Source organism: Pseudomonas sp. LARHCG127, from assembly GCF_052871455.1.
The window spans coordinates 1-13,650 of record NZ_JBIXJT010000005.1; the positions used below are offsets into that span (position 1 = coordinate 1).

Consider the following 13,650-nt stretch of genomic DNA (forward strand, 5'->3'; position numbering starts at 1 on the left):
TGGTCAGGAGAAACACGTAACTGGAGGCCAGTCGGGACGGTGTATCTGAACCCTGAAAGAGAGCTTACTGTGATCGCAAAAGTGGCATAACAAAACGGTGACGCGACAACTACCTTGAAAAACGCCGTATGGCTGTCCTCGATTTTTGTGGCGCTACCAGCCCTCTGTGGGAGCAAGCTCCCTCGCCACAGGAGCTGGTGTTGGATGGACTGGGTGTGATCGGGCACTGAGCCGTTGCGGGCTCGCTAGTCATGCACCGTCACTCGGTTGCGCCCGGTCTTCTTCGAGGTATACAGCGCCTGGTCCGCCCTGGCGATCAGGTCGGCGTGGTCGTTCGCGGGCTGGCTCAGGTCGGCCACGCCCAGGCTGATGGTGAAACGGATGGCCTGGTCGTTGTACTGCACCTCCAGCGCTTCGACGGCCTGGCGCATACGCTCGGCAAAAATCCGGGCGCCGGCCTTGTCGGTGTCTGACAGCACCACGCCGAACTCTTCCCCGCCATAACGCCCCGCCACGTCGGATTCGCGTACATGCTCGCGCAGCAGCCTGGCGACATGCTCGATGACCTTGTCGCCCGCCTGGTGGCCGTAGGTGTCGTTGACCCGCTTGAAGTGATCGATATCGAGCATCACCAGGCTCAACGCATTGCCGTAGCGCTGGTGCCGGGCATAGGCGGCCTTGAGGTTGCTCTCCCAATGACCGCGGTTGTACAACCCCGTCAGCCGGTCGGTGCTGGAGAGGAGTTGCAGCTGTGCGTTGGCGGCTTGGAGCTGATGCCGGTTGGTGGCGACGTCGGTGACGTCATAGATCACCAGGCAGATGTGCTTGATGGTGTTGTCCGGCGAGCGCAGCGGCAGCAGGGTGGTGTTCTGGTACATGAACGCTTCCTGGCCGGTGATCGGCTGGTAGCTCTTGAAGCGCATCAGGTACGGACGCTGCTCCCAGACCGTGAACGCCGGCGTGCCCAGGGTCGCGACGCTTTCCACCTTGCGGCTGAACCATTGGCGATCGATTTCAGGGAACAGGCTGAAAAAATGCTGGTTGTGGGCGTCCTTGGGCTGCACCCCGGAGCGGTTCTCCATGAAGGTGTTCCAGACTTGCACGCGGTACTCGCGGTCGAGCACCACCACCCCGACGTCGATGCTCTGAACGATCGCCAGCAACCAGTGGAACTCGTTCAGATCGATGGATTCGCTCATGGCTCAGTTCATCAGGTAGGCAAGTTTATGGGTCAACCGTTCGATGGAGTCCTCCGTGAACAGCAACAACAGGTCGAAACGAATATCGTGCCCCTCCAGGCTGTAGCTGATTTCCACCGCCAGGGTCTTTTTCCAGTGCTTGCTGTTGTCCCGGATCAATTCCTCGATGGCGGCGTGCTGGCCGAGAATCTGCGGGTGGCCCTGGGAAAACACCACGTCGATCTGTTCGGCAATGCTGCTCAGGCACGCGCCGATCAAGACACTGGAAAGGTCCAGCAGCATTTCCAGGTCCGAATAGTCGGCGCTCTGGCGCTGCATCAATTGCGCGATATCGGCGATTTCCGAATCGTGGAAGATCAGCAAGGCTTCGCCGGCGATGCCGCTGCCGATAAACCCCTGGCAAATGGCGGTGAGTTGCTGGGAACTGCCGACATCGTTCAAGGCCATGTGCAATTCACCGACCTCGAGGAGGTTGACGTTCGGCACCGGCAATTGCACGAAGACCCCCAACACCTTGGCGATCAGCGCCGCCGCCCGGCCGATGGCCACGTTGACGGTCTCGCGGAATGCATCGTGGAAACCGATGGCCACGTTCGTGGCCGAACGATTCTGCGGCGGCACCTGCCCGGGTTGGGCCAGTAGCCCCAGCCGCGCCAGCGTCTGGCGCAGGTCGTTTTCGTCGAACGGCTTTTTCAGGAACGCCAGGGCGCCCAACTCCAGCACGCGGCGCACCGCCTCATCCTGGACGTCACCGGAAATCACGATCACCTGCGCCTTCAAGCCCTCGTCGCGCAAGGCGTTCAACACCTGGTAGCCATCCATCTCCGGCATGGTCAGGTCGAGCAACACCACGTGGCCCAGGCCCTGGCGTATGGCGTCCATGGCCTGGCGCCCGTTGGTCGCCTCGGTGACCGAAACCGGCCAGTCCGCCGGCAGGGCACGCAACACCTGTTTGCGCGCCATGTTGGAGTCGTCACACACCACCAGAGGGATCAACGACACAAGGACATCCATCGAATTTCAATGGCAGGAGAGGAGGTGCTGCGTACGTCATTCATAGGCTTGCAAAGACCCTTTTGATTAACGAATCGGGTTTATCAAGCGTGGTGTCCAGCACCAGGCACTGCTGGACACGGTTGTATTGAAACTGGACCAATAAGTCAGGGACGTCAACTGCACTTCGTCATCGAATCCTGGGCAAAGCCACGGTCGGCGCGCGATTGGGCGTGGCGGGCGCGGTTTGTGGTCTATAGTTTTCCGCAGGCGGTCGGTGACCCGCAGTCCGTCAGTGGGAACAATGCAGGGAGCACACCATGGCGATCCAACGGGCGAGTGTCATGACGTCGGCCCCGAGTGTCGTCCATCGAGAAAACGCCCGGGCCGATGTGACGAACAATCTGTTTCGGCGCGGTTTCGACCAGGCCAGGGAAGCCTATATCCTGTTCCCATTGCTGGCGGCCCTGCTGCTGTTGCTCATCTGGGCCGGTACCCTGTACCTCATCAAGGTCGAACACGCTCGTGCGCAGCAGGGGATTGCCGAAGCGAGCCTGGAAATCGGCGCCACCTACGAAGCGCAGATCCTGCGGGCGGTGCGTGAAATCGACCAGACCCTCAAGCTGGTCAAGTACACCTACGAGTCCGAGCGCGAGCCCAACCCGTTGCCCAAGCTCAAGGCACGCGGTTTGCTGCCTTCTCCCTACTTGTTTGACGTCAGCGTCGTCGATGCCAGCGGCCGGGTCGTGGCCAGTACCCAGCCGAGCGAGGCCGGAAGCAGGATGGCCCAGGACGCGCTGCAAACGCCAGGGCCGGACACGGCGCTGTCGATTGGCCGCCCGTGGAAAAGCCCGGCGACGGGGGAGTGGACATTGCGTTTCAGTCGGCGGCTCGATGAAGGGAATGGCGGGTTCGCCGGGATCGCCATGATCGAGGTCGACGCGGCCTATTTCGTCAGCAGTTATGACCCCTCGAAACTGGGCGACCACGGCTTGCTCGGCCTGCTGGGCATCGACGGCATCTTCCGGGCACGGCGCAGTGGGGAAACGATCTCGGCCGGTGACCCGATCGATTACGCCAGCGTGGTGCCGGATACGGAAAACACCGAGGCTGTACGCGCGATCAACCCATGGGACGGTGTGCGGCGCTATACCAGTGCCCGCCAGCTCTACGACTTTCCGCTGGCGGTGATCGTCGGCTTGTCCGAGGAAGAACAACTGGCTGCGGTGACCCGGCAGGCGCAGCGCTATCTCTGGCGCGCGGCGGGCGCCAGCCTGCTACTGGTGTTGTTGGCGGGACTTCTCGCGCGGATGAGCTGGCAACTGGCGCAAAGCCGCTTGCGTGCGGGCGAAGCGAAAATTGCCTACGCGGAAAGTGTCGAGTACCTGGCCTATCACGATGGCCTCACGGCATTGCCCAATCGCAGCCTGTTCAGCAAGCTGTTGAGCCAGAGCATCCGTGAGGCCGACCGTTACGATCGGCAATTGGCCGTGTTGTTCCTTGACCTCGACCGTTTCAAGCAAGTCAATGACACGCTGGGGCACGATGCCGGCGATCAACTGCTCATGGAGGTGGCGCAGCGTCTCGAGGCGTGTCTGCGCAGCAGCGATACGGTGGCCCGGTTGGGCGGCGACGAATTCGTGATCCTGCTGCCGGAGCTGTCGGAGGACAACGACGTGGCGAGCGCCGCGCAGAAAGTCCTTGGTGCGATTGCCCGGCCTTTCAACCTTCAGGGCCAGGAGTTTCGGGTGACTGCCAGCGTCGGGATCAGCGTGTTTCCACAGGATGGCCTGGACGAGCAGACCCTCACGAAAAACGCCGATATCGCGATGTACCAGGCCAAGCAACGTGGCAAGAACAACTTCCAGTTCTACTCCGCGAAACTGAACGCCGATTCCCTGGAACGGCTGACCCTGGAGCTGAGCCTGCGCCACGCCCTGGAGCGCCAGGAGTTCCAGCTGCATTACCAGGCCAAGCGGGACATTCGCAGTGGCCTGATCACCGGCATGGAAGCGCTGCTGCGCTGGAATCATCCCGACCTGGGAATCGTGGCGCCCATGCAGTTCATCCCCATTGCGGAAGAGACCGGTTTGATCGTGCCGATCGGCAAGTGGGTGCTCAAGACCGCCTGCCAGCAAAACGTCGCCTGGCAACGACAAGGCCTGCCGCACCTGGGCGTCGCCGTGAACCTCACGGCACGGCAGTTTGCCGATGAGGACCTGCTGGCGGATTTGGCCGAGATATTGGCCGAAACCGGTATGGATGCGCGCCTGCTGGAACTGGAAATCGCCGAGCGCCTGCTCATGCAGGACGTCAAGAGGGCGCTGAGTGTGTTGACCGGGCTCAAGCGCCTGCAGGTCCGTATCGCCATCGATGATTTCGGTATCGGCTATTCGTCGCTCTCTGCCCTCGAACAGTTTCCGTTGGATGTCATCAAGATAGACCGCTCGTGTATCTGCGACACCAGCAGCGTGTCGGAAGACAAAGCCCTCACCGAGGCCATCATCGCGATGGGCCGCACCCTCAGCCTGACCGTGGTGGCCCAGGGCGTGGAAACCAAGGAGCAGGCCGATTTCCTAAGGGACAATGCGTGCGATGAGTTCCAGGGTTTCTATTTCAACAGGCCGATTCCCGCCGATCAGTTCAAGTTATTGCTGCAGGCCCAGGCAACTGATCCAAACCTCGATCCGTAAGGACTCGCCATTCATTGCGGCTCGAGCGGCAGTGCCCGGACGCTGTCATCCAGCTCCCGCGCGTCGATATAGCCGATGGTGTCGGGGTTCTCGGCAATACGTTTCTTGACTTCCGTGCCGCTTGAAACCGCCAGTGGCGGCTGGCCCCTGCCGGTGAAGATGATTTTTGACCAGTGCGCCTTGAGCTGGGCTGCGGACTTGCCGGTGATCGTTGTGTAGAACTCATCGCGGGTCGGGGAATCTTCTGTCTGGTCGATGGGAATCGCCTGGCCGCCACCGGGAAAACGACTGGCCTTGCCCAGGAAAATATCCGCCACCTGATTGCGCGCGAGTGTCTTCACCGGGCTGGACATGGCGACGACCACCACCACGTCGGCCTTGACGGCAGCGCTGGCGGCGCCCAGGGCGAGCCCCGCCACAGCGAATCCGATGAATCTCACAACCCACATGGCCTGCTCCATCAGAAGACAAAATCCACAGCCAGGCTGATGACGTTGAGCGAGCCCCCCGACGTGAAGTCCGGTTGGGGATTGATCAACGGACCGACCGAGTGGCCCTTGAAACGTGTGTGATCGAATTGCACTTTGGCATCCATGTTCCTGGTGAAATCCCAGCGCATACCCAGGGAAAGGGTCTGCTGGCCTTCGTTCGAACCCAAGACCGAATTGAGCGCACCGTTAAGCTCGGCGGCCGTGCCCGCCAAGGCCGGTGGCAAGGCCGCTATCGTCAGGCCCGGGCTGGAGACTTCGGTTTCGGTCCGGGAGCGTGCGTAGGTGACGTAGGGGGTGAACGCTTCGATGCGGTACCCGCCGCTGATGTACCAGGCACTGGTGCGGCCCAGGCCGGAGCGGCTATCGAGACGCCCCCATTCACTCATGACGAACCAGTCGCCCGGATCGTAGCTGGCGCCCACGCCGAGAAATTCGACGGGGGTGTCATCGGAGTCGTAGCGATCGGCAATGGCGATGCCTTCTGTGCCGAACGCTCTGAACGTGTCGAAGAGTGAATTGAACTGCTCCAGGGTCAGGTCGGCTTTCATGTAGGTGATGCGCGTGGTGAGCACGTCGAACTCGGTGGTATTGGTGATTCCCCAGAAGTTTCTCGTCAGTGCCTTGCCGGCCCCGTCGGGCTGCCGGCTGTCGGTCTGGCCGTAGTGAGCCTGTACGGTATTGATGATTGCATCGACATGAAACCGGTAGCTGCCATCGATGCCGTCGCTGCTGGAGATCGGCATCAGGCTGTAGACCTCCATGGGCGCGCGTACCCAGGGCAGGGTATAGCCCACTTTACGGGTGTCGGACACCAGGAAGGTCGGCAACACAGTACGGCCAATGCGCGCGTTGAAATCCGGCGTGAACTGGTACTTGATGTTGGCCCACTCGACGAAGGGCCGGTAGCTGTTGTCGTAGCGCTGCTCGGAAATGACCTGCACCACGGCCGAAAGCTGCGGGGTGAAGGTGGCCGTCAGTTGGGCGCCTATCAGGCTGTCGACGTCAGCGCTCCAGTTGCGCGAATGCCCGGCGCCGTTGGGCTTGAAGATGCTGGACGTGAAGTCGGCTTTTTTCTCGCTGGAATGGACGATCCCCACCGTGCCGAAACTGCTCAGCGAGAACGTCTCGGTAGCGTCGGCACTGGCGCCGCCGGCGTACAGCGTCACGACGACCAAGGCCAAGGTATTGTTTTTTTTCACCATGGGCTCAAGGTGACCTCGTTGCGTGGATCGCCATTCGTCTGTTCCTTGTACGGTCGGCTGAAACTGCGCGCCATTACCCAGCGAAGCCTAGTCTAGATCGCCAGTTTGAGCGTAAAGGTCGCCCCTGTTCCCGGCCCATCGCTATGGGCCTCCAGCGAACCGCCCATCTCCATGGCCGCCAGGACGCAACTGTGCAGGCCAAAGCCATGGCCATCCTTGCGTGTGGTAAATCCGTGGGCAAAGATCCGCGTCAGATTCTCGGGCACGATGCCTTCGCCGTTGTCGATGACTTTGATGACCAAAGTGTCGTCCTGGGGAATCTCGCTCTGAAGGATGATTTGAGGGGCCGGCTCCAATCGGTCACCCATCGCCCTGCTGGCGTTTTTTATCAGGTTGATGAGGATCAGCAGCACACGGTGCTTGTCCAGTTGCAGCAAGGGCGTGTCGGCCAGGTTTCTCACCACGGTGATCCGATGCGCCGCGATGATGCCGGCGTTCATGCGCAGGGCATCCTCGATCAGGTCCTTGACCTGCACGGTTTCGGCGAGGCTGGATGGACCCGCATAGGATTGCTGGGCGGCGACGATTTCCTTGATGTGATCGACGCTTTTGCTCAGTTGGCCGAGTTCTTCGGTCATGCTCTGTTGCTCGATCGCCAGTGCGTCCACCAACTGGTTCAGGTAGCCGGGCAACAGCTTGCCTTTGTCGTCGTGGGAGATGAAATCGCCGAGGTCTTCGGCGTGCTCGTTCATCATTTGCACCGCCTTGCCAAGCCCCAAGGCCTTGCTGGTGCGCAGTTTGCGGGTGACCAGATCGGCGGAGATATTCACGCTGTTAAGCACGTTACCGACGTTGTGCAGCACATTGGTGGCGATTTCCGCCATGCCGGCCTGGCGTGCGGCCGCGGCCAGTTGGACCTGGGCTTCGGCGGCGCGCAAGCGGCTTTGCGCCAGCTGCCAGCTCATCCGGGCGAGCAGGCCCACAAGCAATACCAGCACCAGGCTGCCGCCCGCGGCACGCCACAGATAGGTACGCGCTTGCTGGTTCACCGCGGCCAGCTGTTCTTCCTCGGACAACCCGACGATCACCGCCAGTGGAAAATCGTAGAGCTGGCGGGCACTGGTGTAGCGCCGCACGCCGTCCCAACCGTTGATCGAGAGCTTCGCCTCGGTGTTTTCAGCGTCCGGCACCACCGCCGTGTAATTGACCGCATCGCCGGCCGATAGCGTTTCCCCGGTGCGCCGTACGCGAAAGATGCCGTCCGTACCCAGCAGCCCGAGCGCACCCTGGTCGCCGAGTTTCGAGGCGTCGTAGCTGCTGACGAAATAGGCAGCATCCACTTCGACCCTGGCGATCCCGGAAAGCCTGCCATCCGCGGCATCGAGTCGCCGGCTGAAGCGCAAGCGCCATTCTCCAGTGATTGGGCTTTTCCATGGATGGCTGATGGACAACGAATCGCTGTGCCGCAGCGTTTGCTGTTCATCCGGGTCAGCGATATTTTCCCGGTCGTTGACCCGCGTGCTCGCCACGAGCCGGCCGTCCGGATTGACCACACTGACGTCGAACACCAAGGCCGGCGGCAACAAGGCCCGCTCCTGGAGGCGGCGCAGGGGATTGGGCTCGTCCTCGGTCTCAAAGGTGTATTTGACCAGCTTGAGGGTCTGATCGATTTCATGGATGGCGCGCAACATTTGCGCTTCGTAGGTAGCGCCCATCTCCAGGCTGGCCGTCGCGGCGCTCTGCTGCGCGCGAAGATGTTCAACCTTGATCAGGTAGAGGGTGGCGCTCCAGACGACCAGCAGCAGGGCAGCCAGCAACGGGAACAGGATGTAGGCTTCCTTGGCCTGGTCGAAGAAACGCCGAAGCGTGCTGGCTTCGGTACCGCCATCGGCTTCTGCACAATGAGCGGTGCCAGGGGCCAACCCCAGTGTCTCGGGCCGCTGGATCGGCATGGCTTGCTCCCTGCATTGTTCGACCGGAGGCTGGTGAGCATCCGACACGGTTACGGCTCGAGGGGGTGTTGCTCCTGAAGGCCCGAGCGAAAGAGCCTGGATGTGTCTGACTATAGACCACAAACTCTGCATGCCAATTATGCGAAGAGGGATGGAGTGTCGCGCAGGTCATTTGCGCTTTTTCAGGGATCTGATTGCGCAGCAAGAGGGCATATTTTGAATTGAACCCTGTGACCCAAGTGCATCCTGTGGCGAGGGAGCTTGCTCCCGCTGGGCTGCGCAGCGGCCCCAAATCAGCCACACCGTTTCGCCAGGCACACCGCGGACACCGCTTTTGCGACTGCTGCGCAGCCGAGCGGGAGCAAGCTCCCTCGCCACAGATCTATCTTTCCCATGCTCTATTTCGTAGGCACAGGATGCGGGTTCACACCGCTTGCTTGACCTTGCGATGCACCCACTGCGCCTCGTCCTTTAGCTCCAGGACGTGCCAATGGAAGTGCTCCAGGGAAGCGCTGTGCCCGACGCTGATCAGGATCGTGTCCGGCAGCGTCTCCCTGAGCAGCTGATAGCAACGCGCTTCGTTTGCCGCATCCAGCGCTGAGCTGCTTTCGTCGAGGAACAGCACCGTGGGCCGGGCCAGCAGGGCCCTGACGAACGCGCAGCGTTGCTGTTCGCCGATGCTGAGGGTCTGTGACCAGTCCCGCTCCTCTTCCAACTGATCGGCCAGGTGTTGCAGGCCGACTTGCTCCATGACCTGGCGTAGCGCGGCATCCTCGTCGCGACGGGGCGGGTTGGGGTACCAGAGCGCTTCGCGCAGGCTGCCCAGCGGCAGGTAGGGTTTTTGCGACAGGGTCAGGGCGCGCTCGCGGTCATAGCCACTCGAGCCGCGAGCGTGATGCCACAGCCCGGTGATCGTGCGGATCAGCGTCGATTTGCCGTAGCCGGATGGTGCGCTAATCATCAGGCTGTCGCCGGGTTTGAGTGACAGGTTGAAACCTTTGAACAACGGCCGGCCATTGGGCAGCCAGATGTCCAGGTCCTTGATATCAAGACCGCTGGCCTGCTGTTCGTGCCTGACCTGGGACTTGACCTCGACGTTATCCAGGCGCTCCTGGAAGCCGACCAAGCGGTCGATCACCGATTTCCATTCCGACAGTTCCGGGAACACGCTCACCAGGTAGGCGATGGCCGCGTGCACTTCGCCGAAGGCCGCGCTTATCTGCGTCAGGCGGCCGAGGGGAAAGGCGCCGGCAAAGAACTGTGGTGCCATGATGAACATCGGGATGACCGTCGCGCTGCGCAAATAGAAGGTCGAGTAGCCCATGATCAGCTTCTGTTTCTTCACCAGCGCCCAGAAGTTTTCCAGCGCCGCGTCCAGGCGACGGTTGAAGCGTTCGTTCTCCACGACTTCGCCGCGGTATTGCGCCACCGAGTCAGCGTTCTCCCGCAGGCGGATGAGCGAGAAACGAAAGTCCGCTTCACGCCGCTGTTGCATGAAATTGAGGCTGGGCAGGGCGCGGCCCAGCCAAAAGGCCAGGCCGGTGCCCAGGAACGCATACACCAGGGCGATCCACACCAGCAGTCCCGGAATGACGAACGACTGATCGTTGAATGGCACGCTGACGAGGCTGGAGGCTTGCCAGAGGATATGCAGGAAGGAAAACAGCGACACCACCGACGTCAACAGGCCCAGGCTCAACTTGAGTGACTTGACGATGAACAGGTCGATGTCTTCGGCGATCCGCTGATCGGGGTTGTCGACATCGGTTTCGGTCAATTTCAGCTTCTGGTAGCGCTGGCTGCCCAGCCACTGATCGAGCATGTTGCGGGTCGCCCAGCGACGCCAGCGGATGGTCAGCTTTTGCTGAAAGTGAAACGCGCCCACGGTAAAGGCCGCCGTGCCGATCTGCAGCAGGATGAATTGCAGGCTGCCGATCAGGAAGCCGTGGTAATCCAAGGCCTGCAAGGCGTTATAGAAATGCAGGTTCCAGAAGTTGGTGAGGATGTTGACACCGACCAGGCACAGGGTCATCAGCACGGTGGCCAACAGCAGCCACAGGGCCGGGTACTTTTCCTCGGAAGCCCAGAAAGGCCGCGCGAGACGCCAGAAGTTGCGGAGTGTGTGCATGGAGTCTTGATGAGCCTGGTCGCTAACGACGTTGAGTTTGCAGGGGAGGGAGGATAGGATCAGCCAATGCTAATCGTTTGCATTAATTAGGGAAAGCCACGGGAGCCCCGTTATCGAATTTCCAGAATGGCTTAACCAGGCCTGGCCGCCGATACAGCGGGTCATCCGGCAGGCACCTGGCGATCAGCCTTCCATCGCGTTGAGCCAGCTTGCCGATCCTGCCGTGCTGCAACCCTTGCTGACCCGATTCGCCCTGCGTTACCCGGGGGTGAACCGTGCCGCCGTGGTGTCGCAGTGGTCGATGAACTACATGAGCATTGTCTTGCCCGCCACCCTGGCCTGCGTGTTGACGCGTCGCTGCGCCATCGAGTTCTGGGGCGAGGACGCGCAGCTGTTGCACGACGACGGCCAACCGGCGGCGCTGGGCCTGGCTGCCGGGCTGTCGGACTTGGCCGCGGATGACCGGGCGGCTTACTGGTCACGGTTGGTCCATGAGCACCTGGCGCCACTGTTCAGCACATTGGCCGCCGCCGGTGGCCTGGCCCCGAAAATATTGTGGGGCAACTTCGTCGCCATCTGGGACGGCGCCTTCGCCAGGATGGACCCGGACCTGTCCAGGGAGGGTTTCGCCGAGGCGCACCAGTGGCTGGAGCCCGTCACGGTGAACAATGGCCGCTTGAAACTGCGGGGTCTGCAACGCATGGTCGAGTCTCCGGCGCCGCAGATTTGCCCCAGCTTGCCCTTGCGCCGGCATTGCTGCCTGCATTACCAACTGCACGAGCCGGTCGAAGGCCAACCGCCCGTGCTCTGCGAATCCTGCCCCAAGCTGCACCGCCTGCCAGTGGCGGAGCAGGTGAGCTACCTGCATTACATCTATGAGTAGGGATGAGCGCAGGTTTTGAACAGCCTCGGCCAGACGTCTCCCCGCATTGTTGTAATGCTGTTTACTTAAGGTGATTCTGCGGTGAACACAAAATTCATGTCCAACACAGAACCACTGTGGGAGCGAGCTTGCTCGCGATGAGGCCGACACATCTAACATCACTGCAAACTGGTACACCGCTATCGCGAGCAAGCTCGCTCCCACACTGGATCTGCGGTGAACACAAAATTCATGTCCGACACAGAATCACTGTGGGAGCGAGCTTGCTCGCGATGAGGCCGGCACATCCAACATCACCGCAAACTGACCACCGCTTTCGCGAGCAAGCCCACACAGGGGAAACGCGGACTCACCAAGCCCGTCTGGAAAAAGGCGAGTAGATTTTTCAAAAAAAACGGCGCTTTTCATTTCTGAAACAAGCGCCGTTTTTCCTGAGTGAACAGCATTACCTACAGGGTTTGCTCAAGACAGCATTTCAGCCATGGGCGCGGCATCAGCCTGTGGGGCAACTTCGCTGAGCTTACCGTGTTCGATGCGGATCAACCGGTCGGCCAGGCCGAAGTAGGCGTCGTCATGGGAAATGACGATCAGCAGTTTGCCGCGCTCGCGCAGGTCCGGCAGGATCCGGGTGTAGAAAAAGTGCTTGAACACCGGGTCCTGGTCGGCGGCCCATTCGTCGAACAGATAGCACGGGCGGTCGTCCAGATAGGCGCTGAGCAGCGCCAGGCGCTTGCGTTGCCCGGTGGACAGCGCCAGGGTTGTCAGCTTGCCTTCCTCGATTTGCACCTTATGGTCCAGCTGTAGGTGGACCAGGTAGTCCTGCGCCTGTTTCACCAAGTGCGGATCGTCGCCATCGAACAGGTTCTCGAACAGGCAGAAGTCGGTGAAGATCGCCGAGAAGTGCTGCCGGTAATGGTGGTTGTCATTGCTCGAGGAGACTTGCTCGTCGAGCATGATCTCGCCGCTTTCCGGCCGGTACAGCCCGGTCAGCAACAAGGCCAGGGTGGTCTTGCCGCTGCCGTTGCCGCCGGTGATGAACACCACTTCGCCGGCATTGAGGGTGACGTCGATGGGGCCCAGGGTGAAGTGCCCGTCCTCGCGCTCGCGGTAGTAGGTGTGGGTGACCTGGCGGCACACCAGGCTGCGGACCTGGGTCGGCGAGATCGTGTCGAGGGTCTCGTCGGCGGTTTGCATCTCGCCTTCCAGGGCGCGGATCTTGTTCAGGGCCACGCTGGCCCGGCCGAGGGTCGGCAAGGCATGCATCAGTTCCGACAATGGCGTGATCATGTAGAGGATCGCCAGGATATAGCCAGTGACCAGGCTCGCGCTCAGGTCGATGAAATGCGGCGCGGCGAACAACACCACACCGATCAGCAGGTAGAACACGGCATTACCCCAGTTCAGGACCAGTGCGTAGATGCTCATCCCCCGGACAAAATCGCGGCGGTATTGCTGGCTCACCGGTATCAGCAGGCGGGTGAAGAAGTGCTGCCGGCGCGGATGGTTGAGTTGCAGTTCCTTGCTGCCATCGGTGAGCAGGCGGTATTGATTGAACAACTGGTCCTTGAGCTCACGAGCACGGGAGATCGAGGTCAGGGCCCGGCGTTGCGGCCAGTGAAAGCTCAGGCTGCCCAAGGCGATCAGCAGCAGTGTCAGGCCGAGCAGCGGCATGCTGAGCCAGCCCAGGTAGGCGAGGCACGCGGCGATGATCCCGACGTTGACCAACAGGATCGGCACCAACTCCACGGCCTGGCTGATGGTTTGCGTATCGTCGGTAAGCATCGCCAGCAGGCGATGCTTGCCCAGGCGCTGCAATTGCGCGTAGGGCGTGTCGATCAGCTTGGCGCTCAGGTGCAGGCGCATGTCGTTGACCGCCGCCTGGCCCAGGCGCAGCAGGCTGATGTCGGAGATGATCCGCGACACCGCGACCAACACCACCAGGCCGGCGAAGAGCAGGCCATCCACCGGGCGCAGCGTATCGAACACCTCCAGGCTGTGGTTGATGTTGGCGATCAGGCCGGCTGCCGCGAGGCCGCAGGTCAGACCCGTGAGGGTCGCCACCAGCAGTGCGCGCCAGGAGCGTTTAGCCATGAGTAACAACAGATCCAT

Annotated in this window: 9 protein-coding genes; 2 read left to right on the top strand and 7 right to left on the bottom strand. The window is 61.3% G+C overall.

The genetic code is table 11. From position 1 onward, the window contains the following. Nucleotides 1-245: 245 nt before the first annotated feature. Together ACIPQ1_RS10355 and ACIPQ1_RS10360 are read right to left on the bottom strand one after the other, a co-directional pair. Nucleotides 246-1,199 (bottom strand): diguanylate cyclase, encoded by a 954-nt coding sequence (locus ACIPQ1_RS10355; protein WP_446534045.1) that lies wholly within the window; start codon nucleotides 1,197-1,199, stop codon nucleotides 246-248. Nucleotides 1,200-1,202: 3 nt separating this feature from the next. After that, nucleotides 1,203-2,213 (bottom strand): response regulator, encoded by a 1,011-nt coding sequence (locus ACIPQ1_RS10360; RefSeq protein WP_411387327.1) that lies wholly within the window; start codon nucleotides 2,211-2,213, stop codon nucleotides 1,203-1,205. 299 nt (nucleotides 2,214-2,512) lie between these two features. On the opposite strand from ACIPQ1_RS10360, the gene ACIPQ1_RS10365 reads away from it, so the two are divergent. Further along, nucleotides 2,513-4,885 carry a bifunctional diguanylate cyclase/phosphodiesterase gene (locus ACIPQ1_RS10365; protein WP_411387328.1) on the top strand — a complete coding sequence of 791 codons (2,373 nt, stop codon included), beginning with the start codon at nucleotides 2,513-2,515 and terminating at the stop codon, nucleotides 4,883-4,885. A gap of 11 nt (nucleotides 4,886-4,896) precedes the next feature. Here the strand turns inward: ACIPQ1_RS10365 and ACIPQ1_RS10370 are convergent, their stop codons facing one another. The 4 genes from ACIPQ1_RS10370 to ACIPQ1_RS10385 form a co-directional block, all read right to left on the bottom strand. After that, complete coding sequence (locus ACIPQ1_RS10370) at nucleotides 4,897-5,334, bottom strand: phosphate ABC transporter substrate-binding protein (protein WP_446534046.1); 438 nt, start codon at nucleotides 5,332-5,334, stop codon at nucleotides 4,897-4,899. A gap of 11 nt (nucleotides 5,335-5,345) precedes the next feature. Next, nucleotides 5,346-6,578 carry a porin gene (locus tag ACIPQ1_RS10375; RefSeq protein ID WP_250963384.1) on the bottom strand — a complete coding sequence of 411 codons (1,233 nt, stop codon included), beginning with the start codon at nucleotides 6,576-6,578 and terminating at the stop codon, nucleotides 5,346-5,348. A gap of 92 nt (nucleotides 6,579-6,670) precedes the next feature. After that, the gene (locus ACIPQ1_RS10380) at nucleotides 6,671-8,530 is read right to left on the bottom strand and encodes an ATP-binding protein (RefSeq protein WP_446534047.1); all 1,860 of its coding nucleotides are present in this window, start codon (nucleotides 8,528-8,530) and stop codon (nucleotides 6,671-6,673) included. Between the two features lie 424 nt (nucleotides 8,531-8,954). Beyond that, entirely contained in the window at nucleotides 8,955-10,658 is a 1,704-nt protein-coding gene (locus tag ACIPQ1_RS10385; RefSeq protein WP_411387332.1) for an ABC transporter ATP-binding protein/permease, read from the bottom strand. A 199-nt stretch (nucleotides 10,659-10,857) separates the two neighbouring features. Here ACIPQ1_RS10385 and fhuF point away from each other — a divergent pair, with 199 nt between their 5' ends. Next, complete coding sequence (fhuF, locus tag ACIPQ1_RS10390; protein ID WP_250963381.1) at nucleotides 10,858-11,541, top strand: siderophore-iron reductase FhuF; 684 nt, start codon at nucleotides 10,858-10,860, stop codon at nucleotides 11,539-11,541. Between the two features lie 462 nt (nucleotides 11,542-12,003). Here the strand turns inward: fhuF and ACIPQ1_RS10395 are convergent, their stop codons facing one another. Beyond that, complete coding sequence (locus tag ACIPQ1_RS10395; RefSeq protein ID WP_446534048.1) at nucleotides 12,004-13,650, bottom strand: cyclic peptide export ABC transporter; 1,647 nt, start codon at nucleotides 13,648-13,650, stop codon at nucleotides 12,004-12,006.

Coding starts and splice junctions, on each gene's coding strand:
- ACIPQ1_RS10355 (WP_446534045.1), bottom strand. CDS start 1,199: ATGAGCGAATCCATCGATCTGAACGAGTTCCACTGGTTGCTGGCGATC.
- ACIPQ1_RS10360 (WP_411387327.1), bottom strand. CDS start 2,213: ATGGATGTCCTTGTGTCGTTGATCCCTCTGGTGGTGTGTGACGACTCC.
- ACIPQ1_RS10365 (WP_411387328.1), top strand. CDS start 2,513: ATGGCGATCCAACGGGCGAGTGTCATGACGTCGGCCCCGAGTGTCGTC.
- ACIPQ1_RS10370 (WP_446534046.1), bottom strand. CDS start 5,334: ATGTGGGTTGTGAGATTCATCGGATTCGCTGTGGCGGGGCTCGCCCTG.
- ACIPQ1_RS10375 (WP_250963384.1), bottom strand. CDS start 6,578: ATGGTGAAAAAAAACAATACCTTGGCCTTGGTCGTCGTGACGCTGTAC.
- ACIPQ1_RS10380 (WP_446534047.1), bottom strand. CDS start 8,530: ATGCCGATCCAGCGGCCCGAGACACTGGGGTTGGCCCCTGGCACCGCT.
- ACIPQ1_RS10385 (WP_411387332.1), bottom strand. CDS start 10,658: ATGCACACACTCCGCAACTTCTGGCGTCTCGCGCGGCCTTTCTGGGCT.
- ACIPQ1_RS10395 (WP_446534048.1), bottom strand. CDS start 13,650: ATGGATCTGTTGTTACTCATGGCTAAACGCTCCTGGCGCGCACTGCTG.